The sequence below is a fragment of the Brevundimonas sp. GW821-FHT12E07 genome, assembly GCF_058807035.1.
On sequence record NZ_JBXAQH010000001.1, the window covers coordinates 1 to 22,472 of the forward strand.

Genomic DNA, 22,472 nt, shown 5'->3' on the forward strand with positions numbered 1-22,472 from the left:
GCGTCACGGCGCGCCTGTTCGGCGGCGGCGGCGGCGGCGCGGTCGGCCTGGGCCTGGGTGGCCAGCTCGATGGCGCGGCGACGGGCTTCCTGTTCCTCACCGGACAGGGCGCCGCCGGCGGGTTGCTGACGCGGCGGAGCCGGACGCGGGGTCGGCGCGGCGGCCGGCGCGGCGGTCTCGGGGCGCGGACGGGCAACGTCGAAGCCCTGCGGACGCTGATGGCCGCCTGCGGGCGCTCCCGGACGGCGCTTGGTCTCGACGACCACCGTCTTGGTGCGGCCATGGCTGAAGCTCTGGCGCACGGTGCCGGTCGAAACCGATCCCGCGGCGCGCGGCTTCAGGCTCAGTGGCGCGCGCGGACCCGTCGTCGACGGGGTTCCTGCAGGCGTACCGTTGCCCTGGCCTTCGTTGGTCTTGTCGTTCTCGTCGCTCATCCGGTCGCTTTTACTCGTGGCGGGGAAGTCCGCCTGATCTTCAAATCGTCTCGTCGCCCCCGGTCGGGGCAGAGTCTGGAAACGCGAATAGCCGTGCGCAGTCCGGCGTTATGAAAACGCCAAACCCCGCCCGTTAATCCGCCCCTTCAGGCTCGTCCTTCAGGTCCTCGTCCGACCCGTCCGCAGCGTCAGACCTGTAGTCCAGGTCCCACGCCGCAGGGCGAAGCGATCGAAATCCCGCCAGTCGTTCGACCTCGGTGGTCCAGCGATCAGCGCGCCCGCCCAGCAGCAGGACGGCGTGTATCGCATTTTCCAGCCCCAGGGCCAAACTCAAATCGTCCGCACTGAAGGCGCCGCAGACCTTTGTGATCTGGTGTCGCGCCAGGGCGAGGATCTTGCCGCGTCCGTCGGAGGCGCCGTCGGACGCCTCGATGACCCACGCGGCCTTGCCGGCGCGGATGCTCGCGGCCGACTTTTCGAAGCCGGAGATAAGCACGCCTTCGCGCCGGGCAAGACCCAGCTGGTCCAGACAGCGCCGAACCAGCAGGTTTTCGACCGTGTCGGCCAGATCGGCCGCGGCGTTCAGCTTCGTTTTGGCGGCGCGCGAGAACAGGTTCTTCCTCGCCGCCGCCTCGACAGACGCGCGGTCGGCGGCGACCCACAGGCCGCGCCCGGGCAGTTTCCTGCCCAGGTCGGGGAAGACGGAGCCGTCAGGCCCGGCGACGAAACGGATCAGACGAGATTCATCCATGACCTCGTGTGTGACGAGGTCCCGGCGCTCCCTATCCGTCGTTGCGTCCCGCAAGCTCATGTTCAGCCCCGCGTCCCATCACGCGTCGCGGGAAGATTCGAGGTCTTCGGCGAAGACCTCCGCGTCGCCGTTGTCCAGCGCAGCCTCTTCGAGGCCTTCGTCCTGCTGGGCAGGCGCGAAGACGGCTTCGGGGTCGTATTCGCCCTCGGCGTATTCTTCCTCGTATTCCGGCTCGGGCTGCGGCAGTTCCGAAGCGTCGATCCAGCCGGCGGCCACGCGGGCCTGCAGGATCAGCAGCTCGGCCTCTTCCTGCGACAGGTTGAAGCTTTCCAGAACGCCCGGGACCTTGGTCCGCTCGCCGTTCTTCATCTCATAGCCGCCGCGGATTTCGTCCGTGGCCAGGTCGGCCAGGTCCTCGACGGTCTTGACCCCGCCTTCGCCCAGGGCGACGGCGATGGCGCCGGTCACGCCGGGCACGGCCAGGACTTCGTCCAGCACGCCCAGCTCGATGCGCCTGGCGTCGAGGGCGGCGGCCTGACGTTCCAGGAAGTCGCGGGCGCGGGCCTGCAGCTCCTCGGCGGTGTCCTCGTCGAAGCCTTCGATCTCAGCGACTTCGTAGGATTCCACGAAGGCCAGGTCCTCGATGGTGGCGAAGCCTTCGGTGACCAGCAGCTGGGCAATGACCTCGTCCACGTCCAGGGCTTCCTGGAACAGGCTGGTGCGCTCGGCGAACTCGCGCTGGCGACGCTCGGAGTCCTGGCTCTCGGTGATGATGTCAATCTGCCAGCCGGTCAGCTGGGAGGCCAGACGCACGTTCTGGCCGCGGCGGCCGATGGCCAGCGACAGCTGTTCGTCGGGCACGACCACCTCGACGCGGTCGGCTTCCTCGTCGAGCACGACCTTGGAGACTTCAGCGGGGGCCAGGGCGTTGACGATAAAGGTCGGCTCGTCGGCGTTCCACTGGATGATGTCGATCTTCTCGCCCTGCAGCTCGGCGACGACCGCCTGGACGCGCGAGCCGCGCATGCCGACGCAGGCGCCGACGGGGTCGATGGAGCTGTCGTTCGAGAGCACGGCCATCTTGGCGCGCGAACCCGAGTCGCGCGCGGCGGCGCGGATTTCGATGACGCCGTCGTACACTTCCGGCACTTCCTGGGCGAACAGCTTGGCCATGAAGCCCGGGTGGGCGCGGCTCAGCATGATCTGCGGGCCCTTGGCCTCGGGACGGACGTCATAGATGTAGGTGCGGATCCGGTCGCCGATGTTGAACACCTCGCGCGGGATCGACTGGTCGCGGCGCATGATGCCTTCGCCACGGCCCAGGTCGACGATGGTGTTGCCGTATTCGACGCGCTTGACGGTGCCGTTGACGATCTCGCCGACGCGGTCCTTGAACTCTTCGTACTGGTTGGCGCGCTCGGCCTCGCGGACCTTTCCGGTGATGACCTGACGGGCCATCTGGGTCTGGACGCGGCCGAACTCGAACGGCGGCAGGACCTCGACATATTCCTTGCCGACCACGGCTTCCGGGTCGCGCTTGGAGGCGTCCTTCAGGCGGACCATGGCGCTGTCGTTGAACTCTTCCAGCTCGTCTTCCGGCATCCAGTCGTCCTCGACGATGGTGACGTGACGGGTCAGGCTCAGCTCGCCGGTCTTGGGGTCGATCTTGGCGCGGATGTCGTGATGGGCGCCGTAGCGCGACTTGGCGCCCTTCTGGATCGCTTCTTCCAGGGCCTCGATGACGATCTCACGATCGATGTTCTTCTCCTGGGCGACCGCGTTGGCGATCTGGAGCAGTTCGAGACGGTTGGCGGAAATACCGGTGGCGGCCATCAGGCTTTGTCCTCGGGAAGGGTCTTGTTGGTGTCTTCGGGAGCCGCATCAGGCAGCTCGTCGTCTTCGGGTTCGCCGCGCGCCGCACGAAGCGCCGCGCCGCGTTTGATCAGGTCGTCGTTCATGACCAGCTTGGCGTCGACCACCCAGTCGAAGGGGATCAGGGCGGTGTCGTCCTCGCCGTCCAGGTCGATGGCGACCATCTCCGTGCCGGTCTCGTCCTTGTCCAGGCCCGCCAGAACGCCCTTGAAGCGCTTGCGGCCCTCGACCATCCGGTCGGCTTCCAGCCGCGCCTCGAAACCCTCGAACAGGTCGAAGTCGATCAGGCGGGTCAGCGGGCGGTCGATGCCGGGCGAGGAGACTTCCAGCAGATATTCGCCGGCGATCGGGTCGGCGGCGTCGAACACCTCGGAAACCGCGCGGCTCAGGCGGGCGCATTCCTCGACCGAGATGTCGTGGTCGGTGGGGCGCTCGGCCATGATCTGCAGCCGCTGGCGCAGGGTGCCGCCCATCAAGCGCACGCGCACGACCTCGAGGCCGAGCGACTCCGCGATGGGGTCGATCAGTTCGAGCAGCTGGCGGTCCTGGGAAGTCTTGGCGCGCAAGGCGGGGATCAACTCAATAAAAAAGCGGCTGGCCGTCCGGGCCGCCGCTTTGAAACGGCGCCGTCGGACGCCGATGTCTAACGATGTGGGAGGCGATATAGGCCAACCGGAAGGGGTTGTCAGCCCCCTCCGGTCACGGGCCCGAATTCAGGCGTTGCCCAGATAGTCCCGCTTGCCGATCTCGACGCCGGCGTTGCGCAGGATCCCGTAGGCCGTGGCCACGTGGAAGAAGAAGTTGGGCAGGGCGAAGCCGGTCAGATAGGCGCCGCCCTTGAAATGCTGTTCGCCGCCCGGGAATTTCAGGACCACGTCACGGTCCTCACCGCCCTCGAAGGTGTCTTTGTCGACCGACTGGATGAAGGCGACGGTGGCGTCGATCCGGCCCTTGAGCTCGGCGAAGGTCGTCTCCGTATCAGCCATCGACGGGTTCTCGGTCCCGCTCAGCCGGGCGACGGCGCCCTTGGCCGAGTCCGAGGCCAGCTGGATCTGGCTGGAGAAGGGCCGCATGTCGGGGGCGAGGCGCGCCTCGATCAGCTTCGCCTCGTCGAAGCCCTGCGACAGGGCCTTGTCCATGAGGGCGGACAGATTGGTCAGGGCGCGCACGAAGACGGGCGCGGAGGCGTCATAGAGACCGAAGGCCATGAGAGTTTCCCGGGGGTTTCTGATGTCCGCTTTCGGACGCCCGGTATCTGTTAGGCGGTCCGTTCGAATTCAAGGAACAGCGGAGCCGTATCGCCCAGTTTCTTTTCCTCATACCGCGTCACCAGATGGTCGGCCGGGGCGGTCGTCCAGTCCTCGGCGCTGTCGGCCAGCCAATGCAGGTGCGGATTGCGCTGGAAGCGCTCCAGCGCCCACTCGGCATAGTCCTTCCAGTCGGTGACGAAGCGCAACCTCCCGCCCGGCTTGAGCACCCGCACGAGGGCGGCGACGAAGTCGTCCTGGACCAGCCGGCGCTTGTTGTGGCGAACCTTGTGCCAGGGGTCGGGGAACAGGATCATCACCCGGTCGAGCGAGGCGTCGGGCAGGGCCTCGACCACCGCCCGGGCGTCGTCGGCGTGCAGCCGGACATTCTTCAGCCCGCCTTCATCGATGTGACGCAGGGCCGAGGCGACCCCGTTCAGGAAGGGCTCGCAGCCGATCAGCAAGGTCTCGGGATGGCGCGCCGCCTGGCTGGCCAGATGCTCGCCGCCGCCGAAGCCGATCTCCAGCCACACCGCCTTGGCGCCCGGCATCAGGGCGGCCGGATCGACCGGCCCGGCCTTGGGGTTCGGCACGGCGATAGACGGCATCAGGGTGTCGAACAGGGCCGCCTGCAGCGGCTTGATCGGACGCGACTTGATCCGGCCGAAAGTCCGCAAGGGGCGATGGCCGCTGGTGTCGGCTGGGGCGTTGGGATCGGGGGTCTTCGAGGCAGGCATGGCGCCCTCTAGCGGCTGATGGCGACGGAAAGAAGCCGTCGAGGACGAAAACGCCGGCCGCCCCTTTCGGAACGACCGGCGAAATCAGGACCCCGAGGGATCAGATCGTGATCAGGCGAGGGCCTTGAGCTGGTCGACCAGGTCGGTCTTTTCCCAGCTGAAGCCGCCGTCGGCGTCGGGCTCACGACCGAAGTGGCCATAGGCCGTGGTGCGGGCGTAGATCGGCTTGTTCAGGCCCAGGTGCTCGCGGATGGCGCGCGGGGTGGCGCCGCCGATGAAGTCCAGGATCTTCTCTTCCAGTACCGCTTCCGAAATCGTGCCGGTGCCGTGCAGATCGACGTGGATCGACTGGGGCTTGGCCACGCCGATGGCATAGGAGATCTGGATGGTGCAGCGGTCGGCGAGACCGGCCGCGACCACGTTCTTGGCCAGGTAGCGGCAGGCATAGGCGGCCGAGCGGTCGACCTTGGTCGGGTCCTTGCCCGAGAAGGCGCCGCCGCCGTGGGGCGCCGCACCGCCGTAGGTGTCGACAATGATCTTGCGGCCGGTCACGCCGGCGTCGCCGTCAGGCCCGCCGATTTCGAAGATGCCGGTCGGGTTGATGTGCCAGACGGTGTTCTCGTCGGTGAAGCCTTCCGGCAGCACTTCGAGGATGTAGGGCTTCACGATCTCGGCGACGTCGGCCGAGGACAGGCCCGGGGCGTGCTGGGTCGACAGCACGATCGAGGTCGCGCGGACCGGCTTGCCGTCTTCGTACAGGATGGTGACCTGGCTCTTGGCGTCGGGCTCCAGCCGCTTGTCGCCGGCGTGACGAACCTCGGCCAGCTTCTTCAGGATGTTGTGGCTGTACTGCAGGGTCGCCGGCATCAGCTCAGGCGTCTCGTTCGAGGCATAGCCGAACATGATGCCCTGGTCGCCCGCGCCCTCGTCCTTGTTGCCGGCGGCGTCGACGCCCACGGCGATGTCGGCCGACTGGCCGTGCAGACGGTTGATGAACTCGAACTTGTTCCAGTGGAAGCCGGCCTGTTCATAGCCGATGTCCTTGACGGCGGCGCGCACGGCAGCCTCGATCTCGGCCTCGATGCCCGGGGCCCAGGCGCCGGCGGTGTCCATGACGCCTTCGCCGCGGATCTCGCCGGCCAGGACCACCAGATTGGTCGTGGTCAGGGTCTCGCAGGCGACGCGCGCATAGGGATCCTTGGACAGGAACAGATCGACGACCGTGTCCGAAATCCGGTCAGCGACCTTGTCGGGGTGGCCTTCGGAGACGCTTTCCGAGGTGAAGAAGAAGGAAGAACGGGACAAGGATATGGCTCCGGGAACGCCTGCAGGGACGCGATTGGAGCCAGACATATAAAGATATGCTTATATGTTCAAGACTTGGGGCGGCCGGAATGGCGCGACAGCGGCGACGCCATCGATTTTTCCCCGGCCAGCCAACGCTCAAGAACCCCGCCCAGCAAGGCGTAGAGGGTGATCAGGCCGAACACCCACTGGGCCACAATATTCTCGCGGGCCGTGATCTCGGGTCGACTCATGACGGCCAGATAGGCGAGGACGACCAGCCCCTGGGCCGCGGTCGCCACCAACAGCCACCAACGATCGTATTTCAGCGTCAGCCACCCGAGTACGCCCAGCAGCACGAAATCGGCGACGGCGAGGCCCACCAGCAGCTCCCCGATCCGGGCCGGTTGCAGGAAGGGCGCGGCCAGATAGTTGACGAGCAGGATCATGGCGACCATCCGCTCCGCGCGACCGCCCTTCAGCCAGGCGACCGGCAGGACCACCACCACCGAGATCAGGAAGAAGAGCTGGGTCGGTGGCACGGCTCGGCTACGAGGTCTTCTTGGCCACGCCGGGATAGACCTGGGCGTCGATCTTGCCGACGGCCTCGTGCATCTCGCCCAGCATCACCACCGTCGTCGCGACGAAGGCGGCCAAAATGATGGTCAGACCGACGATCAGGGCGATGCGGAGCGCCGGGCTACGCGGCGGCGGCCGGTATCCGAGGCGCGCCTCAACCGCAAGATCGGCGGTCGCGCCGTCGGCCCGATCGCGCTCGCGATCGACTGCGCCGGGGCTGGATGGCTCCATGGACCCTTTCGGATCCCCCGTCGTCCCGTCCGCGACCGCGCCTGCGGCGGTCTCTGGTACGATCGGGTCCAGGAGCGCGAGGGCGGCCTTGCGCCGGTTGACGCCGAGCCGCTGGCACGCCTCGTGGACGTGCTTCTTCACCGTCGCTTCCGAGATGCCAAGGTGGGCCGCGATCTCCTTGTCTGTGCGGAAGGCGGTGAGGCGCAGACACTGCTCCTGACGCGCACTCAAACGGGGATGCATCGACGACTCCAAGGGATCGCCTCAACTAGAGCGTTTGCCCCGTCGCCGTCCACCATCTGAACGCGGTTCATCAGGCAGAAAACGCGCGGTTTCAAGCCTGTGTCCCGCATGCATCTTAAAAGTGGGACGCCGGCCCGATTCCCGACCGGCCAAACCGTCGCTCCGGCCGTCGAAGGGACGATGGCCCGACGCTGGAACATCGGGCCATCCCATCCGCGATGGATCGCCGCTCGAGGGTGCGGCGCAGGGTGTGAGCCCTATGGAAAGGACGTCGCCGAACCGACCCCGCCTCAGTCACGCACACGAAAATTGCAGCGAAATTCGACCTTCGCGCGTTGCAGCGGCCCGGCCCTTGCAACCTGGGCCATATTAAAGGGCCTGTGTATCAGGTCGCGACGTTCCGGATTTCCCGCATGCTGACCGCCTCCATCGTCCTCGCCGCCGTCGCCGTCATCGCGGTGATCGCCCTGTTCATTCGCGAGGGCATCGAAAAGCGCGGCTATCTGAAGAACGCCCGCCGCAAGCCCGGCCGCATCCCGCTAAACTGAGCGTGGCTGGAGGCGTCTCGTCTCGGGAGAGGGAGTGGTGCCGCTTAGGTGACTCGAACACCTGACCCCATCATTACGAATGATGTGCTCTACCGGCTGAGCTAAAGCGGCCCTCGGCGATCAGGGGCGGGGCCCCTCGATGCGAGGAGGGCTCTTTATACGGGACGCGGCGCCTTGCCAAGCGCTTCCATGAGGCTGTTTTCGTCGGGACGGGCGGCGATGCGGACCTCCGCGAAGCCCGAGGCGCGGATCGGGGCCGCAACAGCGGGCGACAGGGCGATGGCGATCCGGTTTGCGAGGGCCCCGGACGTCAGGCGTCGGACCAGAACCTCGGCCGCGCGGGCGGACTGGATCAGGACGATGTCGAAGATCTCCGGGAGAGGCGCCGCGCTCTCGACGGTGCGGTAGACGGCCAGCGTCCGCGTCGGGACCCGACGGGCCAGCAGCCCCGCCAGATCCGCCGCGGGCCGTTCGGCGCCGGGGGCCAGCAGGACGCCGCTCCGACCGGCCCAGTTCTGCGCGATCCGATCCGCCAGGGCCGCCGCGTCACCCCCCGTCGATCCGGCAGAGACCACGTCGGTGAAGCCCTCGCGGCGCGCCGCCTCGGCGGTGCGGTCGCCGACGGCGAAGACCGGCCAGTCGCGGCGCGGGGTCAGGGCGGCGAAGGCCAGGCCGTTGACGCTGGTGAAGGCCAGGGCCGCGACATCGTCGAGCACGACCTCCGGGGCGCAGAAATCGGGATCGCGCACCAGCAGGGGCGAGACCACGGCCCTGAACCCGGCCTGACGGACGCGGTCGGCGAGGCGGTCGGCGCCGGGGGCCGTGCGGGTGATCCAGACGATCGGCCCGGCGTCGCTCACGCCCGATCCAGCATTTCCGGCGCGACTTCCTGATCGCCGGCCGCCAGATGGACTTCATGGCCCAGGGTCTGACCGAGCGCATGGGCGGCGGCCTCGGCGTCGGCGGCGTGGATGTCGCCGAGCGTTCCCGACCGGCGCCAACGGGCCGAGCCGTCGGGGCTGAGCATTTCGGTGGTGAGCAGAAGATGGCCGTCGCCGAAGGTCGCATGGGCCCCGACCGCCGTACGGCACGACCCTTCCAGCGCGACCATCGCCCCGCGCTCGGCGGCGACGGCCAGGGCGGTCATCGGATGGTTGAGGGCGGCGATCCAGCGGGCGTGCTTCGCGGCTTCCTCATCCCCGTCGCGGGTCTGGATGGCCAATGCCCCCTGCCCCGGCGCCGGCAGGAATTTATCGAGTGACAGCCGCTCGCGGATCACCTCCGACAGACCCAGACGGTTCAGCCCGGCGGTGGCCAGAAGGATGGCGTCGAACTCCCCGTCGGCCAGCCGCTTCAGCCGGGTGTCGACGTTGCCGCGCAGCATCTGGATGTCGAGGTCGGGGCGCAGCGCCAGGGCCTGGGCCTGACGCCTGAGCGAGGCCGTGCCGAACCGGGCGCCGGCGGGCAGGTCGTCGAAGGAGGCGTATTGATGGCTGATGAAGGCGTCCGAGGCGTCTTCCCGCTCGGGGATGGCGGCGATGCGCAGGCCCTTCGGCTGTTCGGCCGGGACATCCTTCATTGAATGGATGGCGACATCGACGCGGCCGTCCAGCAAGGCCTCCTCGATCTCCTTGGTGAACAGGGCCTTGCCCCCGATCTCCAGCAGACGGCGGTCCTGCACCCGGTCGCCGGTCGTGACGATCTCGACCAGAGGAACCTGTTCGATCGACAGGTCCATGGCGGCGGCGATGGCGCGCTGCATCATGCCCGACTGGGCCAGCGCCAGCTTCGAACGCCGGGTGCCGATGCGAATGACGCCGGGGGCGGGGGGGGTCATGAACGTTGCGCTGGCCTTGTGGGGTCGCTACCTCGACCCGATGAGTATCGGCGCGGACTATAGCAGCGGGACAGAACCGGCAACCGAGGGGGACCTTCTGGTCCTCGGGCTGGAGACCAGCTGCGACGAGACGGCGGCCTCGGTCGTGCGGCTGACGCCGGACGGCACGGCGACGGTCCTGTCCTCGGTCGTGCATTCCCAGATCGATGACCACGCGGCCTTCGGCGGGGTCGTGCCCGAGATCGCGGCGCGCAGCCATGTCGAGATGATCGCGGGCGTCACCGAACGGGCCATGCGCGAGGCGGGTCTCGGCTATGACGCGCTGGACGGGGTGGCGGCGACGGCCGGACCCGGTCTGGTCGGCGGAGTCATGGTGGGACTGAGCTTCGGCAAGGCGGCGGCGCTGGCGCGCGGGCTTCCGTTCGTGGGGGTCAACCATCTGGAGGGCCATGCGGTTTCGGCCCGGCTCGGCGCGCCCGTGGCCTATCCCTTCCTGCTGCTGCTGGTGTCGGGTGGCCATTGCCAGCTGCTGGAAGTGCGCGGCATCGGCGACATGAGCCGGCTGGGCACCACCATCGACGACGCCGCCGGCGAGGCCTTCGACAAGATCGCCAAGGCCATGGGACTGGGCTATCCGGGCGGACCGGCGCTGGAAAGGCTGGCCGCTTCCGGCGACGGTTCGCGTTTCGACCTGCCGCGCGCCCTTCTGGGCCGCAAGGACTGCGACTTCTCCTTCTCGGGCCTGAAAACCGCCGCCTCGCGCCTCGCCCAGACCGTTGAGACCGATCAGGACCGGGCCGATCTGGCCGACGCCGTTCAGTCCGCCATCGCCCGCCAGCTGGCCGAGCGGTCGGAGCGGGCGATGAAGGACTATGCCGAGAAGCACGCACACCGGCTGTTTGTGGTGGCGGGCGGGGTCGCGGCCAACAAGACGGTGCGGTCCACGCTGGAAGCGGTGGCCGCGAAACAGGGCTTCGATTTCCTCGCCCCTCCCATGGCCTATTGCACCGACAACGCCGCCATGATCGCCCTCGCGGGCGCGGAACGGCTGCAACTGGGGCTGACCTCGGACATTGATACAGCCGCCCGGCCGCGTTGGCCGCTGGACGAAGCGCGCGCCTTGGCCGATCCTGTCCACCCCGCGGGCCGCAAGGGCGCGAAAGCGTAAGGACGACCTATGGAATTTCGATCTGCGGGCGTGATCGGCGCCGGCGCCTGGGGCACCGCCCTGGCGCAGGTGACAGGCTGGGCCGGGCTGGACACCCTGCTGCAGGCGCGCGAGCCCGAGGTGGTCGAAAGCATCCGCGAGCGACGGATCAACGAGGCCTTCCTGCCCGGCGTGGTGCTGGACGACCACGTCAACGTCACCGCCGACATCGCCGATCTGGCCGCCTGCGACCTGATTCTGGCCGTGCCTCCGGCCCAGCACCTGCGCTCGGTCATGACGGCCTTTGCCGCCCACTATCGCCCGGGCGTGCCGATCGTCCTGTGCTCCAAGGGCATCGAGCGCGGCTCGCTGAAGCTGATGACAGAGGTTCTGGCCGAATCGATCCCGGGCGCGACGGTTGCCGTCCTGTCGGGCCCGAGTTTCGCCGCCGATGTGTCGCGCGGCCTGCCGACCGCCGTCACCCTCGCCTGCGCCGACGCGGCGCTCGGCGAAGAGCTGATGTGGACCCTGTCGGCGCCCGGTTTCCGGCCCTATCTGGCCACCGACCTGATCGGCGCCGAGGCCGGCGGGGCGTTGAAGAACGTCCTGGCCATCGCCTGCGGCATCGTCGAGGGCCGGGGTCTGGGCCGTTCAGCCCACGCCGCCCTGATCACCCGCGGGTTTGCCGAAATGACGCGTCTGGCGGTCGCCTTGGGCGGCGAGGCCGAGACGGTGGCGGGCCTGTGCGGCCTCGGCGACCTGGTCCTGACCTGCTCCAGCCCGCAGTCGCGCAATATGAGCCTGGGGCTCGCCCTGGGTCAGGGCCAGACGGTCGAACAGGCGCTGGCCGGCAAGCGATCGGTCGCCGAGGGCTATGAGAGCGCGCCCGCCGTGCGTGATCTCGCCCGCAAACTGGGCGTCGAGACCCCGATCTGTGAGGCGGTCGCCGCGGTTCTGGCCGGTGAGACCACGGTGGACGTCGTCATCGACGGGCTTCTGTCGCGCCCCCTCAAGGTCGAGCGCAATTGAGCGAAGAGGCTGCCCCCGAGGCCGCCAGTGAGGCGCCCGCTGAGCGCAAGCGCGTCTGGACGACCCCGCCGAACGTGACGCTGGGCCTGATCGACGATATCGCCGAGCCCGGCTCGCGCGGCTACGTCCTGCAGATCGGCGAGGCCTTCTTCCACGGTTTCGTGGTCAGGAAGGCCGGCGAAATCGCAGGCTGGATCGACCGCTGTCCGCACGCGGGTTTCCCGATCGCGGTCGAGCTGGACCGCTATCTGACGCCGGACGGCGCCCTGATCCTGTGCGGCTGGCACGGGGCGGTGTTCGAGCCGATCAGCGGCAAATGCATTGGCGGCCCGTGCGCGGGCGGAAGGCTGTCGCCCTGGCCGGTCAAGGTCGAGGGCGGCATCCTGCGCACGGCCTGAAGAGAGGCTTTAGCCCTCTTCCTCGCCGCCGAAGGCCTCGTCGACCTCATCTTCGGTGATGCGCTTGGACGGATCGCCCGGCTGGCCGAGGTTCTGTTCCTCGGTGCCGTCGCCCAGCATGCCGGGGTGCGGATCGGTATCCTTCGGGTCGGCCATGATCGTCATCCTGTTGGAGGAGACTCGACAACGCCGCGTCGACCCCGGCGTTCCCCTGTCAGGTGAAGTCCCGAGAGCTACTTCCTCAGCCGCCGCGCATTGGCCAGGGCGGTGTCGTGGATCGGCTTCATCGCCTCGGCCTGGGCCTTCAGAAGTTCGGTGTTCAGCGTCAGCATCTGACCGGCCGCACGACCCCACCAGCCCATGGCGTAGTCATACTGGGCGGCGGCGAAGGCCTGGGGCGTAGCGGCGGCGGCCATGGCGGTCGCAGCCTTGCCCGCATGACCCAGCTCTTCCATCGCCGACTGCGACAGCCGCCCGCCGACATCGCCGAGGTTCTTGCTCAGCGAGGCCGCGGCCTCGGACAGGGCCTCGGTCTTTTCGGTGCCCATCAGGGCGATCTCGGTCAGGTCGGCCCGGGTCGGATCGGCCATCCCGGCGGCGAGGATCTCCAGCCGGGCCACGATGACGTCGCCGGCGGCCTTCATCATCTCTCCGCCCGCCACGGCCGTGGTCGCCGCCGAGCGGGCATTGCGCGCCGCCCGCTTGCTGTCCGTCAGGAATTTGTCGAGCAGGTTTTCGGTCATGCTTCAGTCGTGCGCCCCTGCGACACTTTGGACAAGGGAACTTAAGGCAGGGTTTCGTTCGAAAACTCGGCGACGTCCTTGAGCAGGGCCGGGATCGCCGTGTCGATGATCTTCTGACCCTTCTCCGGGCTGGCCTGGGCCGGGTCCGAGCCGATGCGGCCATCGGGGAAGCGGGCGCGGTAATCCAGGGCGTCGCGGATCGGGCCGTTGGGCGCGATCTTCGGGCTGTAGTCCGCCGTCTTGATCCGGTCCGGATAGGCGGCCTGGGTCACGGCGATCTCGGACGGGGTGGCGTGCATGCCGTGACCGGTCGGGAACAGTGAGTTGCACAGCCCCATGACGCCGGGCAGGTCCCACCAGTTCCGGAGCTTGAGCACCATCGGCGGATGCTCCTCGACGAAGGACCATTCGGCATAGATTTCCGAGAAGGTCGCCTCGATGGTCGCGACATTGCCGCCGTGGCCGTTGAGGAAATAGATCCGCTCGAAACCGTGGCGGCTCAGCGACGAGACCCAGTCAGTGATCGCGGCCATAAAGGTCGAGGGGCGCAGCGAGATGGTCCCGGCGAAGGCCAGATGGTGCTGGGCCATGCCGATGTTGAAGGTCGGGGCGACGACGAGGCTCTCGTCGGTCTTCTCGGCCGCGTGGGCGATGATCTCGGGGCAGAGCCAGTCGGTGCCGAGAAGGCCGGTCGGGCCGTGCTGTTCGTTCGAGCCGATGGGCACGACCACCGTCTTCGTCTGCTTCAGACGGGCGTCGATTTCGGGCCAGGAGGACAGGTGGATCAGCATGGCGAAGGCTCCGACGCGACTTGAGGTGCGGGCCTTGTATCAGACCCCGGACCGTTCGCGCGATTTCGGCGCAACGATTTCTCCGTCCCGGCGGTTGGCGAAGGCCCAAGCCTCCTCTACCCCTGCAAACAGCCATGACCCATCCTTCATCGCCCCTGCCCGCGGAAGTCGACGTCGCCGTGATCGGCGCCGGGTCGGCCGGGATCGCGGCGGCGCGGCGGCTGGCGAAGGCGGGCGTTTCCGTCATCGTGCTGGAGGCGCGCGACCGCATCGGCGGCCGGGCCCACACCGTGCATCGCCGCCTGACGCAGCATCGCGGCGGCAGCCTCGACCTGCCGCTCGACATGGGCTGCGGCTGGCTGCATTCGGCCGATGAAAATCCCCTCGTCGCCCGGACCCGCGAGAACGGCCTGACCGTCGACGAGACCCCGCCGCCGTGGAACCAGGCGGCCTTCGGCATGTCGGTGGACGAACGCGCGGCCTATCGCGCCGCCTATGACGCCTTCGACGAACGGGTGGAGGCGGCCGTGGCGCGCGGCGAGGACCGGCCGGCGGCCGACTTCTTCGCCCCCGCCGACACCGCCGAGGGCCGCTGGAACGGTCGGATGGACGCCCTGTCCGGCGCCCTGAACGGCGCCAAATTCGCCGAGGTCTCGACCGTCGACTACGACGCCTACCGCGACACCGGGGTCAACTATCGGGTGCTGGAAGGCTACGGGACCCTGATCGCGACCCTCGGTCGGCACGTCCCCGTCGTGCTCGATTGCCCGGTCGGGAAGATCGACCGGACCGGCCCGCTGATGAAGGTCGAGACCCTGCGCGGGGCCGTGCTGGCGAAGACCGTCGTCCTGACCGTCCCGACCAATCTGATCGCCTCGGAAGCCCTTCGTTTCGACCCGCCCCTGCCCGAGACGGTCGAGGCGGCGGCGGGCCTGCCCCTGGGTCTGGCCTCCAAGGTCCATATGGCGGTGACGAGCCCTGAGGACTTCCCGAAGGACGGCCAGCTCTGGGGCCGCAGCGATACGGCCCAGACAGCCGCCTATCACCTACGCCCCTTCGGCCGGCCGGTGATCGAGGCCTATTTCGGCGGCGACCTGGCCTGGGGGCTGGAGGCCGAGGGCGAGGCCGCCTTCTTCGACTTCGCCGTGAGCGAGCTGGTCGACCATCTGGGCTCGGACTTCAAGCGGCGGCTGACGCCCCTGACCACCTCCATGTGGGGCGCCGAGACCTGGTCGCGCGGCGCCTATTCCCACGCCCTGCCCGGCCATGCGGGCGACCGCGCCCGGCTGAGCCATCCGGCCGAGAGCCGTCTCTTCATCGCAGGCGAGGCCACGGCGCCGCACTTCTTCGGCACCTGCCACGGCGCCTGGATGGAGGGCGAACGCGCCGCCCTTCAGGCCATGGCCGCGCTCGGCGTCGACCGCTGGCTGTCGGAGCCGCGGGAAGAGCAATGAAGGCGACCGTCAAGCCGAAGACCCCGGTCAGGAGCAAGCTCAAGACCAAACCCGCCCCCAGACGCCCGTCCATCATGACCGGCGCCGCCATCCCGACCCTGGCCTGGCCGCCGGACGAGGATCGGGTCGAGGACATCTTCGAGCGCCTGTCGCGGGTCATGCCCGAGCCGAAGACCGAGCTGAACTTCTCCAGCCCCTATACGCTGGTGGTCGCCGTCGCCCTGTCGGCCCAGGCGACCGACGTCTCGGTCAACAAGGCCACCGACAGGCTGTTCGCGGTCGCCGATACGCCCGAGAAGATGCTGGCGCTCGGGGAGGAGGGGCTGGTCCCCTATATCGCGTCAATCGGCCTGTATCGCGGCAAGGCGAAGAACGTCATCGCCCTGAGCCGGATCGTGATGGAGCAGCACGGCGGCGAGGTTCCCCTGACCCGCGAGGCCCTGCAGGCCCTGCCCGGCGTCGGACGAAAGACGGCCAGCGTGGTCCTGAACGAGCTTGGGATCGAGGCCGCCATCGCGGTCGACACCCACGTCTTCCGGGTCTCGCACCGTCTGGGTCTGGCCAATGCCGCGACGCCCGACAAGGTCGAGGCCCAGCTGTTCCGCGTCGTGCCCGAGGCCTTCCTGCCCAAGGCCCACCACTGGCTGATCCTGCACGGCCGCTACACCTGCACGGCGCGAAAGCCCAACTGCCTCGGCTGCATCATCAGTGACCTGTGCCCGTCGCGGGCCGGTCTGGTGGCCATGGGCGAGGCGCGTTAGGCCTCCAGTCGCGCCTTCACCGCCTCGGCGAAGCCGGCGCCCGCTCTCGGGTCATTCTTCAGATAGAAGTCCGGCTCGATCAGTTCGGCCTCCATCAGCACCCAGCGCCCCTCGCCATCGCGGGTCATGTCGATACGGGCGTAGAGCAGGGGCTCCTCGATGGCGGCCAGCACCTGCTGCGCCAGAGCCATCGCCTCGGCGGGCGGCTCGACGGAGACATAGGTCCCGCCGAACTGGACCTGGATACGGAAGTCCCCGGGGACCGGGGTCTTGTTGACCGCATGGCTGAACTGGCCGCCGAAGAAGAGCAGGCTGGTTTCGCCCTCGCTGGCGATGGCGGGCAGATAGGGCTGGATCATCGCCGCGCCGTCGGGCGCATCGGTCAGGGCCTCCCCGCGCTTGAGCCGCAGGGTCTTCCACGCCCCGCCAGAGACGGTCGGCTTGACCACCAGTTCCTCGGCGCCGAAGGCCGCGAACGCCGCCTCGACATCGGCCTCGGTGACCTTGTCCGTGAAACGCGTCGGCGGGATCGGAACGCCCTTCGCCTCAAGCCGCGCCAGATAGGATTTGTCCGAGTTCCAGCCCAGCACCGAGGCCGGATTGGCCAGAGGCACGCCAGCCTCGGTCCAGGTCTTCACCGCCCGCATGAAGCGGTCATGGTCGCGGTGATAGCCCCAGAGCAGCACCGGCAGGACCAGAGGGAACCGCGTCAGCGCCCCGGCCTCCTCGATGTGGTCGACCCAGCTCTCCGGCACGGCGACGATATCGGCCCCGGCCAGGGCGCCTTCCAGACGCGCCAGCACCTGGGGCCACTGGCCGCGATAGGAAGAATCGGCGGGATCGGGAGTCAGGATGGCGATGGTGGTCATGACCGTGCCTATAGCCGAGGCCTCCACCTGAAGAAACGCATAAGCATGTCCTTATATGTTTCGCATGACACCCTTCGCCGGGTCGGCTAAGGGGCGGATATGACCCAAGCCACCTATGAAGTCTGCGCCGTCGGAAACGCCATCGTCGACGTGCTGAGCCCCTGCGACGACGCCTTCCTGGTCGCCCAGTCCCTGACGCCCGGCTCGATGCAGCTGGTCGACGAGGACCAGAGCGCGGCCCTCTACGACGCCATGGCGGCGGGCGTGGAGGCCTCGGGCGGTTCGGCGGGCAACACCGTCGCCGGCGTCGGCTCCTTCGGCGGCAAGGCGGCCTATATCGGCAAGGTCGCGCCCGACACCCTGGGCGGCGTCTTCACCCATGACATCCGCGCCTCGGGCGTGCATTTCGACACCGCGCCGCTGGAAAACGGCGCCGGCACCGGCCGCTGCCTGATCAATGTCACGCCCGACGGCCAGCGCACCATGTGCACCTTCCTGGGCGCCGCCAACCAGCTTGAGGTCGCCGACATCGACGCGGCCCTGATTGCCGACAGCGCCATCGTCTATCTGGAAGGCTATCTGTTCGACCCGGCCCCGGCCCGCGCCGCCTTCGAGGCCGCCGCCGCCGCTGCGCACGCCGCGGGCCGCAAGGTCGCCATCACGCTTTCGGACACCTTCGTCGTCGCCCGCTGGCGCGCCGAGCTGCTGAGCTTCATCGAGGCCTCGGCCGACATCGTCCTGGCCAACGAAGGCGAACTGGGCGCCCTGTTCGAAACCGAAGACTTCGACGCCGCCGCGTCCAAACTGGCCGCCATGGTCGAGGTCGCCGCCGTGACCCGCGGCGCCGAGGGTTCGGTGATCATCAAGGGCGATGAACGCGTCGCCGTCGCCGCCTTCCCGGTCGACAAGGTGGTCGACACCACCGGCGCCGGCGACCAGTACGCCGCCGGCTTCCTTCTGGGTCTGGCGCGCGGCCTGACGCTGGCCGACGCCGGCAAGCTCGGCTCGCTGGCCGCCTCGGAAGTCATCGCCCACTGGGGTCCGCGTCCGATGGTCAAGCTGGACGCCCTGGCGGGTGAAAAGGGTCTGACCCTCAGCGCCTGATCCGGTCAGTTCCGGCCAGTCAATTCCGCGCGGTCAGCCGGGAGGCGCCGCCGGTGATCCTGCAGACATTGTCGGTCTCGGGCCGACCCGTCTGTACGCCCGTGGGCGAGAGAATCCCGCCCCGGGCCTCGCAGTCCGCCGCCAGCTTCTCGGTGCGCTGCAGATAGCCCCCCTCCGGTGACGGACTGGTCGCGCAGGCGGACAGGGCTGAGGCGGCGGACAGGAGGGTGAGCAGGGAGGCGAGGGGGGATGCACGCATGGATCCAGCTCCGGTGAGACGGGGAGTTACAGGCCCAGCCTGTGCCCCGTTCCGGCCGAGATCAAGAGGCGGATCGAAAGACGCCCGCGGTGTCCGGCGCCGGACACAATCGGGATGCGCCTCGCATATCGCCGCGCTTGCGCCTATCTGTAAGCCATGACCTTCCGACCGACGACCCTCGAACGTGCGTATGAACTGGCCAGGAGCGGCGCCTGCCGCACCGTCGGGGACATCAAGGCGAAGCTCCAGGCCGAAGGCCATGAGCGGGTCCAGGACCGGCTGTACGGCGGCTCCCTGACCTCGGCCCTGCGCAAGCTGTGCGTCGAGCATTATGTCGCGCCTGAGGGCGACGACGCGCCCGCGCCGGCCATCCCTGAGGATGAGGACGCGGCCTGAGCCGACGTCCCGGACAGAGCCAGAAAATTCAACGCCTTGTTTCGGCGCCCATTCGGGCGCATAAGCCCGCTCGTCGATCTCTCTGCGTAACGCCCCTCTCTTTGCGAACGCACCGAGTTTCCAGGCCTTTCCCATTCAGAACCGACAGGCCCCGCGCGCTGTTGCACGTGGCCAATCGCTAGCGGAGGTCCTGAAAATGGCTACCGGCACTGTCAAATGGTACAACTCCACCAAGGGTTACGGCTTCATCGAGCCTTCGGACGGCGGCAAGGACGTCTTCGTCCACGTCTCGGCTGTTGAAGGCGCTGGCCTGAACGGCCTGAACGAAGGTCAGAAGATTTCCTACGAAGTCGAACGCGACCGTCGCACCGGCAAGGAATCGGCCGGTCAACTGAAGGCCGCCGAATAGTCTCATCGACTGTTCGACTGAATTCGCGGGGTCGGTGGGAAACCACCGGCCCCGTTTTCATTTTCCTCACCGGGCATCGCCCGGGGAGGGGGACCGCGACCCGCCTTGGTCGTGGTGGAGGGGCCTTGCCGCACCCCCACTCGCCGCGTAATGGCCGAGCATGTTCGGCCTCGCCAATCCCGAGCGCTTCATGCGCTTCACCGGCCCGCTGACCCCCTGGCTGTGGGGCGTGGCGGCCGTGCTGCTGGCCGTCGGAACCTGGCTGTCGTTCACCGCGCCCGGCGACTATCAGCAGGGCGACACCGTCCGCATCATGTTCGTCCATGTGCCGGCCGCCTCCCTGGGCACGATGGTCTATGCGGCCCTGGGGGTCTCGAGCTTCTTTGCCCTGGTGTTCCGCCATCCTCTGGCCGACGCCGCAGCCCGCGCCGCCGCCCTGCCCGGCGCCGCGTTCACGGCGCTTGCCCTGATCACCGGCTCCCTCTGGGGCCAGCCGATGTGGGGGACCTGGTGGGTCTGGGACGCGCGGCTGACGAGCGTGCTGGTGCTCTTCCTCTTCTACCTCGGATACATGGCCCTGAGGTCGGCCATCGACGATGAGCAGAAGGCCGCGCGCGCCGCCGCCGTCCTCGGTCTGGTCGGGCTGATCAATCTGCCGATCGTGAAATTCTCCGTGGACTGGTGGAACACCCTGCATCAGCCGGCGTCCCTGCTGCGCGACGGAGGCTCCAGCCTGGCGCCGGTCTTCCTGTGGCCCCTGCTGACCATGATGGCGGCCTATGCGGCCCTGTTCCTGGCGGTCTGGCTGACGTCGATCCGTACAGAGATCGTGCGCCGCCGGGTGATGTCGCTGCGCGCCCGCGCCGCTCTCGAAGCCTGACGGAGGCCTGATGCTCGACCTCGACATGACGCCTTACGCCGCCTTCGTCTGGCCCGCCTGGGGGATCAGCGCGCTCGTGCTGGCCGCCCTCGTCGCCCGGGCCGTCATCGCCTCGCGGCGCTGGAAACGCGAGCTCAAGCGGCTTGAGGACGAGCGTCCATGATGCGCTGGCTGGCGATCGTGCCGCTCGTTGTTCTGGCCGCGCTCGCCGTGCTGTTCGTCGGCTGGTCGCTGAGGCATGACCCGACCTACAAGCCGGACGCCGCCGTCGGTCAGGACGCGCCCGAGCGGGTGCTGCCGGTTCTGGTCGGCTCGGTCGCCGGACCGTCCAACGTCGATCTGAAGACCGTTGCCATGGGCCGGCCGGTCATCGTCAATATGTTCGCCAGCTGGTGCGCGCCCTGCCGGGTCGAGCATCCGAAGCTGATGGCGCTCAAGGCCCGGGGCGTGCGGATCATCGGCGTCGCCTACAAGGACGAGCCCGAGGCCACGGCGAAGATGCTGGAGGACCTCGGCAACCCGTTCGACATGGTCCTGGTCGATCACGAGGGCCGGGCCGGGCTCGATCTCGGCATCTCCGGCGTGCCCGAGAGTTTCGCCGTCGACCGCACCGGCAAGATCGTCGCCAAATCGTCCGGCCCCCTGACCAACGACGCCGACGTCGAACGGCTGGTCGCGGCGCTCAGGTAGCGCGTCAGAAACGGAACCCCGGGGCGCTCAAGCAGTGAGCGACCGCGTCGTGCGCGGTAGCGCCCACAACAAAGGTTAATCGCGTTAACCTTTTTTCGAGAGATTTCGTTAACCCTGTCGGCATGAGCGCGATTCGCCCCGACCTGCCCGCCGTCCAGCCCCAGACCTCAGGGTCGTCGTCGCTGCGTCAGGCCCAGGCCGCCTTCTTCCGCGCGGCCCTCGGCGAGGTTCAGGCGACGCAGGTCCAGACCACGCCGGTGCGGACGACCATGGTCCAGCCCCAAGCCACTGGAGGGGCCACCGAGCCGACGTCGTCCGCGGGCGGACGGTCGCTGCGTCCGGGCAGCCTGCTGGATATCAAGGTCTAGGAAAAGATCACTCGGCCGGTTCGAGGACCGGCTTGGCCTTCTTGATCTTCGGGGCTTTCTTCGCGCCGCCCTCGGCCGCCTTGCGGGCCAGCTTCTCGGCGCGCTTGGCTTCCTTGGCCGCCTTCTTGAGCGCCTTGGCCTCGGCCTTGGCCAGATCGGGCGCCTCGTCCGCCGCATTGGCCAGATCGGCCAGCAGTTCCAGGAAGCCGTCGCGCTTGCCCTTGGGCAGCAGGGCCATGATCCGCTTGTCGGCGGCCTCGACCTTCGGACGGGCGCTTTCCAGCAGGGCCTTGCCCTCCTCCGACAGACGCACAGCCTTGGCCCGGGCGTCGACGGTCGAACGCTCCCGTTCCAGCAGGCCCTTGGTGGTCATGCGCGAAACCAGATCGGCCAAGGTCGAACGGTCGATGCCGGTGGCCCGGACGAGATCCGTCTGGGTCAGGCCCGACTTGGCCGCCACGGCCTCCATGACCGCGAACTGGCGCTGGGTCGGACCGTCGGGGCCGGCCTCCTCGGAATAGATGTCGAGCGCCAGCTGCAGCACGCGGTGCATCAGGTGGCTGGGCGATTCCGCGAGGGTGCCCAGACGCTTGGACGACTTGCCGGACTTGACCATGGTCGAACTTCCCCAAGGAGCTGGCGATGGGCCGGTATAGGCCTCTACCGTGGACGGAGGGTTATCAGCGTGGCTTTACGGTTTGACGACATTCCGGTGTTGGCGCTGCGCGCCGGCGCTATCGCTCGCGACGCGGCCGCTCGCTGCTTGAGCGCCAAACGGGCCGCCGTCTGTGTCAAAGCCCGGTGTCCGGCGAGGTCGGGCCGGGCTCCCCGGAACCGGAATCGTCCTTGATCATATGCTTCATGATGTAGGGAATCTGGAACAGGCCGAAGACGCAGGCGAGGACCCAGAGACCGACGCGGAACTGGACCCAGATCGCATCCGGCTGGGTTCGCCAGACGATCTCGTTGGCGATGGCGATGGCCGCGAAATACAGGCCGTAGCGCAGGGTCAGGACCCGCCAGGCCTGATCGGTCACATGGATCGCCTCGCCCAGCAGATATTTGAACGGCGACTTGTTGAGCGGCAACGAGCCCAGCAGCACGATCGCCAGCATGGCGTTCTGCACCGTCAGCTTGATCTTGATGATGCTCTCGTCATGGAAAAAGATCGTCAGCCCGCCGAAGACAAGGGCGAAGGCGCCGGTGATCAGGGGCAGGGGGGCGAACCGCTTCTCGACCCAGTAGCCGACGGCGAGCGCCACGGCCGAGGCGATGCACAGCACCCAGGTCGCCTTGATCATGTCGCGGGTGATGAAATAGGCGGCGGCGAAACACAGCAGGGCGCCGAAGTCGACCGCCTGACGGATCCACTGCGGGCGTTTGGCTTCAGGCACAGTCTGGTCGGTCATCT

The 22,472-nt window shown here is 68.3% G+C and carries 31 protein-coding genes and 1 tRNA gene; 13 read left to right on the forward strand and 19 right to left on the reverse strand.

The features are described from left to right. From AC1ROD_RS00005 to AC1ROD_RS00045, 9 genes are all read right to left on the reverse strand, one after another. Window positions 1–434 (reverse strand): translation initiation factor IF-2 associated domain-containing protein (locus tag AC1ROD_RS00005; protein WP_492946214.1); only part of this gene is annotated, 434 nt, incomplete at its 3' end. Window positions 435–567: 133 nt separating this feature from the next. Then, window positions 568–1,245, reverse strand: a complete 678-nt coding sequence (locus AC1ROD_RS00010; protein ID WP_492946215.1) for an RNA-binding protein — start codon at window positions 1,243–1,245, stop codon at window positions 568–570. Between the two features lie 18 nt (window positions 1,246–1,263). Continuing rightward, window positions 1,264–3,018, reverse strand: coding sequence for a transcription termination factor NusA (gene nusA, locus AC1ROD_RS00015; RefSeq protein WP_492946216.1), 1,755 nt, complete (start codon window positions 3,016–3,018; stop codon window positions 1,264–1,266). Then, complete coding sequence (gene rimP / locus AC1ROD_RS00020; protein WP_492946217.1) at window positions 3,018–3,623, reverse strand: ribosome maturation factor RimP; 606 nt, start codon at window positions 3,621–3,623, stop codon at window positions 3,018–3,020. The genes nusA and rimP overlap by 1 nt, the downstream gene beginning before the upstream one ends. A gap of 147 nt (window positions 3,624–3,770) precedes the next feature. Further along, on the reverse strand, window positions 3,771–4,265 hold the full coding sequence (locus AC1ROD_RS00025; protein ID WP_492946218.1) for a DUF1993 domain-containing protein: 495 nt from the start codon (window positions 4,263–4,265) through the stop codon (window positions 3,771–3,773). Between the two features lie 50 nt (window positions 4,266–4,315). Continuing rightward, a complete protein-coding gene (trmB, locus tag AC1ROD_RS00030; protein WP_492946219.1) occupies window positions 4,316–5,041 on the reverse strand; it encodes a tRNA (guanosine(46)-N7)-methyltransferase TrmB in 726 nt (241 codons plus the stop codon). Between the two features lie 111 nt (window positions 5,042–5,152). Continuing rightward, window positions 5,153–6,346 carry a methionine adenosyltransferase gene (metK, locus tag AC1ROD_RS00035; RefSeq protein WP_492946220.1) on the reverse strand — a complete coding sequence of 398 codons (1,194 nt, stop codon included), beginning with the start codon at window positions 6,344–6,346 and terminating at the stop codon, window positions 5,153–5,155. Window positions 6,347–6,414: 68 nt separating this feature from the next. Then, window positions 6,415–6,867 (reverse strand): hypothetical protein, encoded by a 453-nt coding sequence (locus tag AC1ROD_RS00040; RefSeq protein ID WP_492946221.1) that lies wholly within the window; start codon window positions 6,865–6,867, stop codon window positions 6,415–6,417. A 7-nt stretch (window positions 6,868–6,874) separates the two neighbouring features. Next, on the reverse strand, window positions 6,875–7,378 hold the full coding sequence (locus tag AC1ROD_RS00045) for a helix-turn-helix domain-containing protein (protein WP_492946222.1): 504 nt from the start codon (window positions 7,376–7,378) through the stop codon (window positions 6,875–6,877). Window positions 7,379–7,791: 413 nt separating this feature from the next. On the opposite strand from AC1ROD_RS00045, the gene AC1ROD_RS00050 reads away from it, so the two are divergent. After that, on the forward strand, window positions 7,792–7,926 hold the full coding sequence (locus AC1ROD_RS00050) for a hypothetical protein (protein ID WP_492946223.1): 135 nt from the start codon (window positions 7,792–7,794) through the stop codon (window positions 7,924–7,926). Window positions 7,927–7,961: 35 nt separating this feature from the next. Here the strand turns inward: AC1ROD_RS00050 and AC1ROD_RS00055 are convergent. The 3 genes from AC1ROD_RS00055 to hemC form a co-directional block, all read right to left on the reverse strand. Beyond that, window positions 7,962–8,037 (reverse strand) — tRNA-Thr (locus AC1ROD_RS00055). A gap of 44 nt (window positions 8,038–8,081) precedes the next feature. Further along, a complete protein-coding gene (locus AC1ROD_RS00060) occupies window positions 8,082–8,786 on the reverse strand; it encodes a uroporphyrinogen-III synthase (RefSeq protein ID WP_492946224.1) in 705 nt (234 codons plus the stop codon). Further along, window positions 8,783–9,763 carry a hydroxymethylbilane synthase gene (gene hemC, locus AC1ROD_RS00065; RefSeq protein WP_492946225.1) on the reverse strand — a complete coding sequence of 327 codons (981 nt, stop codon included), beginning with the start codon at window positions 9,761–9,763 and terminating at the stop codon, window positions 8,783–8,785. Before hemC ends, AC1ROD_RS00060 begins: the two co-directional genes overlap by 4 nt. A gap of 40 nt (window positions 9,764–9,803) precedes the next feature. On the opposite strand from hemC, the gene tsaD reads away from it, so the two are divergent. Genes tsaD through AC1ROD_RS00080 form a run of 3 tightly spaced genes read left to right on the forward strand, consistent with a single transcriptional unit; the run spans window position 9,804 to window position 12,337 of the window. After that, entirely contained in the window at window positions 9,804–10,931 is a 1,128-nt protein-coding gene (gene tsaD, locus AC1ROD_RS00070; protein WP_492947713.1) for a tRNA (adenosine(37)-N6)-threonylcarbamoyltransferase complex transferase subunit TsaD, read from the forward strand. A 9-nt stretch (window positions 10,932–10,940) separates the two neighbouring features. Further along, window positions 10,941–11,939, forward strand: coding sequence for an NAD(P)H-dependent glycerol-3-phosphate dehydrogenase (locus tag AC1ROD_RS00075; protein ID WP_492946226.1), 999 nt, complete (start codon window positions 10,941–10,943; stop codon window positions 11,937–11,939). After that, entirely contained in the window at window positions 11,936–12,337 is a 402-nt protein-coding gene (locus AC1ROD_RS00080; RefSeq protein WP_492946227.1) for a Rieske (2Fe-2S) protein, read from the forward strand. The genes AC1ROD_RS00075 and AC1ROD_RS00080 overlap by 4 nt, the downstream gene beginning before the upstream one ends. A gap of 9 nt (window positions 12,338–12,346) precedes the next feature. On the opposite strand, the gene AC1ROD_RS00085 is transcribed toward AC1ROD_RS00080, so the two are convergent. The 3 genes from AC1ROD_RS00085 to AC1ROD_RS00095 form a co-directional block, all read right to left on the reverse strand. Then, window positions 12,347–12,493, reverse strand: coding sequence for a hypothetical protein (locus tag AC1ROD_RS00085; RefSeq protein ID WP_492946228.1), 147 nt, complete (start codon window positions 12,491–12,493; stop codon window positions 12,347–12,349). A gap of 77 nt (window positions 12,494–12,570) precedes the next feature. Further along, on the reverse strand, window positions 12,571–13,080 hold the full coding sequence (locus tag AC1ROD_RS00090) for a phasin family protein (RefSeq protein ID WP_492946229.1): 510 nt from the start codon (window positions 13,078–13,080) through the stop codon (window positions 12,571–12,573). A 41-nt stretch (window positions 13,081–13,121) separates the two neighbouring features. Then, complete coding sequence (locus AC1ROD_RS00095) at window positions 13,122–13,871, reverse strand: creatininase family protein (protein ID WP_492946230.1); 750 nt, start codon at window positions 13,869–13,871, stop codon at window positions 13,122–13,124. A 134-nt stretch (window positions 13,872–14,005) separates the two neighbouring features. Here AC1ROD_RS00095 and AC1ROD_RS00100 point away from each other — a divergent pair, with 134 nt between their 5' ends. After that, window positions 14,006–15,325 carry a flavin monoamine oxidase family protein gene (locus AC1ROD_RS00100; protein WP_492946231.1) on the forward strand — a complete coding sequence of 440 codons (1,320 nt, stop codon included), beginning with the start codon at window positions 14,006–14,008 and terminating at the stop codon, window positions 15,323–15,325. After that, window positions 15,322–16,086: an endonuclease III gene (gene nth, locus AC1ROD_RS00105; protein WP_492946232.1), complete on the forward strand. Its 765-nt coding sequence runs from the start codon at window positions 15,322–15,324 to the stop codon at window positions 16,084–16,086. The genes AC1ROD_RS00100 and nth overlap by 4 nt, the downstream gene beginning before the upstream one ends. Here nth and AC1ROD_RS00110 read toward each other — a convergent pair. Then, window positions 16,083–16,955, reverse strand: coding sequence for an ATP-grasp domain-containing protein (locus tag AC1ROD_RS00110; RefSeq protein WP_492946233.1), 873 nt, complete (start codon window positions 16,953–16,955; stop codon window positions 16,083–16,085). The two genes, nth and AC1ROD_RS00110, sit on opposite strands and share 4 nt — an antisense overlap. Window positions 16,956–17,054: 99 nt before the next feature. Between AC1ROD_RS00110 and AC1ROD_RS00115 the strand changes: the two genes are divergently transcribed. Further along, the gene (locus tag AC1ROD_RS00115; RefSeq protein WP_492946234.1) at window positions 17,055–18,059 is read left to right on the forward strand and encodes an adenosine kinase; all 1,005 of its coding nucleotides are present in this window, start codon (window positions 17,055–17,057) and stop codon (window positions 18,057–18,059) included. Window positions 18,060–18,078: 19 nt separating this feature from the next. Here AC1ROD_RS00115 and AC1ROD_RS00120 read toward each other — a convergent pair whose 3' ends face one another. Beyond that, window positions 18,079–18,318, reverse strand: coding sequence for a hypothetical protein (locus AC1ROD_RS00120; protein WP_492946235.1), 240 nt, complete (start codon window positions 18,316–18,318; stop codon window positions 18,079–18,081). A gap of 156 nt (window positions 18,319–18,474) precedes the next feature. Between AC1ROD_RS00120 and AC1ROD_RS00125 the strand changes: the two genes are divergently transcribed. The 6 genes from AC1ROD_RS00125 (at window position 18,475) to AC1ROD_RS00150 (ending at window position 21,061) form a co-directional block, all read left to right on the forward strand. Further along, entirely contained in the window at window positions 18,475–18,714 is a 240-nt protein-coding gene (locus AC1ROD_RS00125) for a hypothetical protein (protein WP_492946236.1), read from the forward strand. 196 nt (window positions 18,715–18,910) lie between these two features. Then, a complete protein-coding gene (locus AC1ROD_RS00130) occupies window positions 18,911–19,123 on the forward strand; it encodes a cold-shock protein (protein WP_131250401.1) in 213 nt (70 codons plus the stop codon). Between the two features lie 160 nt (window positions 19,124–19,283). Beyond that, the gene (locus tag AC1ROD_RS00135; RefSeq protein ID WP_492946237.1) at window positions 19,284–20,003 is read left to right on the forward strand and encodes a heme ABC transporter permease; all 720 of its coding nucleotides are present in this window, start codon (window positions 19,284–19,286) and stop codon (window positions 20,001–20,003) included. A 10-nt stretch (window positions 20,004–20,013) separates the two neighbouring features. Continuing rightward, window positions 20,014–20,166: a heme exporter protein CcmD gene (ccmD, locus tag AC1ROD_RS00140; RefSeq protein ID WP_492946238.1), complete on the forward strand. Its 153-nt coding sequence runs from the start codon at window positions 20,014–20,016 to the stop codon at window positions 20,164–20,166. Continuing rightward, complete coding sequence (locus AC1ROD_RS00145; protein WP_492946239.1) at window positions 20,163–20,693, forward strand: DsbE family thiol:disulfide interchange protein; 531 nt, start codon at window positions 20,163–20,165, stop codon at window positions 20,691–20,693. Before ccmD ends, AC1ROD_RS00145 begins: the two co-directional genes overlap by 4 nt. Before the next feature lie 122 nt (window positions 20,694–20,815). Further along, the gene (locus AC1ROD_RS00150; RefSeq protein WP_492946240.1) at window positions 20,816–21,061 is read left to right on the forward strand and encodes a hypothetical protein; all 246 of its coding nucleotides are present in this window, start codon (window positions 20,816–20,818) and stop codon (window positions 21,059–21,061) included. A 7-nt stretch (window positions 21,062–21,068) separates the two neighbouring features. On the opposite strand, the gene AC1ROD_RS00155 is transcribed toward AC1ROD_RS00150, so the two are convergent. Further along, entirely contained in the window at window positions 21,069–21,677 is a 609-nt protein-coding gene (locus AC1ROD_RS00155) for a MarR family winged helix-turn-helix transcriptional regulator (RefSeq protein WP_492946241.1), read from the reverse strand. A gap of 175 nt (window positions 21,678–21,852) precedes the next feature. Then, a complete protein-coding gene (locus tag AC1ROD_RS00160; protein ID WP_492946242.1) occupies window positions 21,853–22,470 on the reverse strand; it encodes an inner membrane-spanning protein YciB in 618 nt (205 codons plus the stop codon). Window positions 22,471–22,472 lie beyond the last annotated feature (2 nt).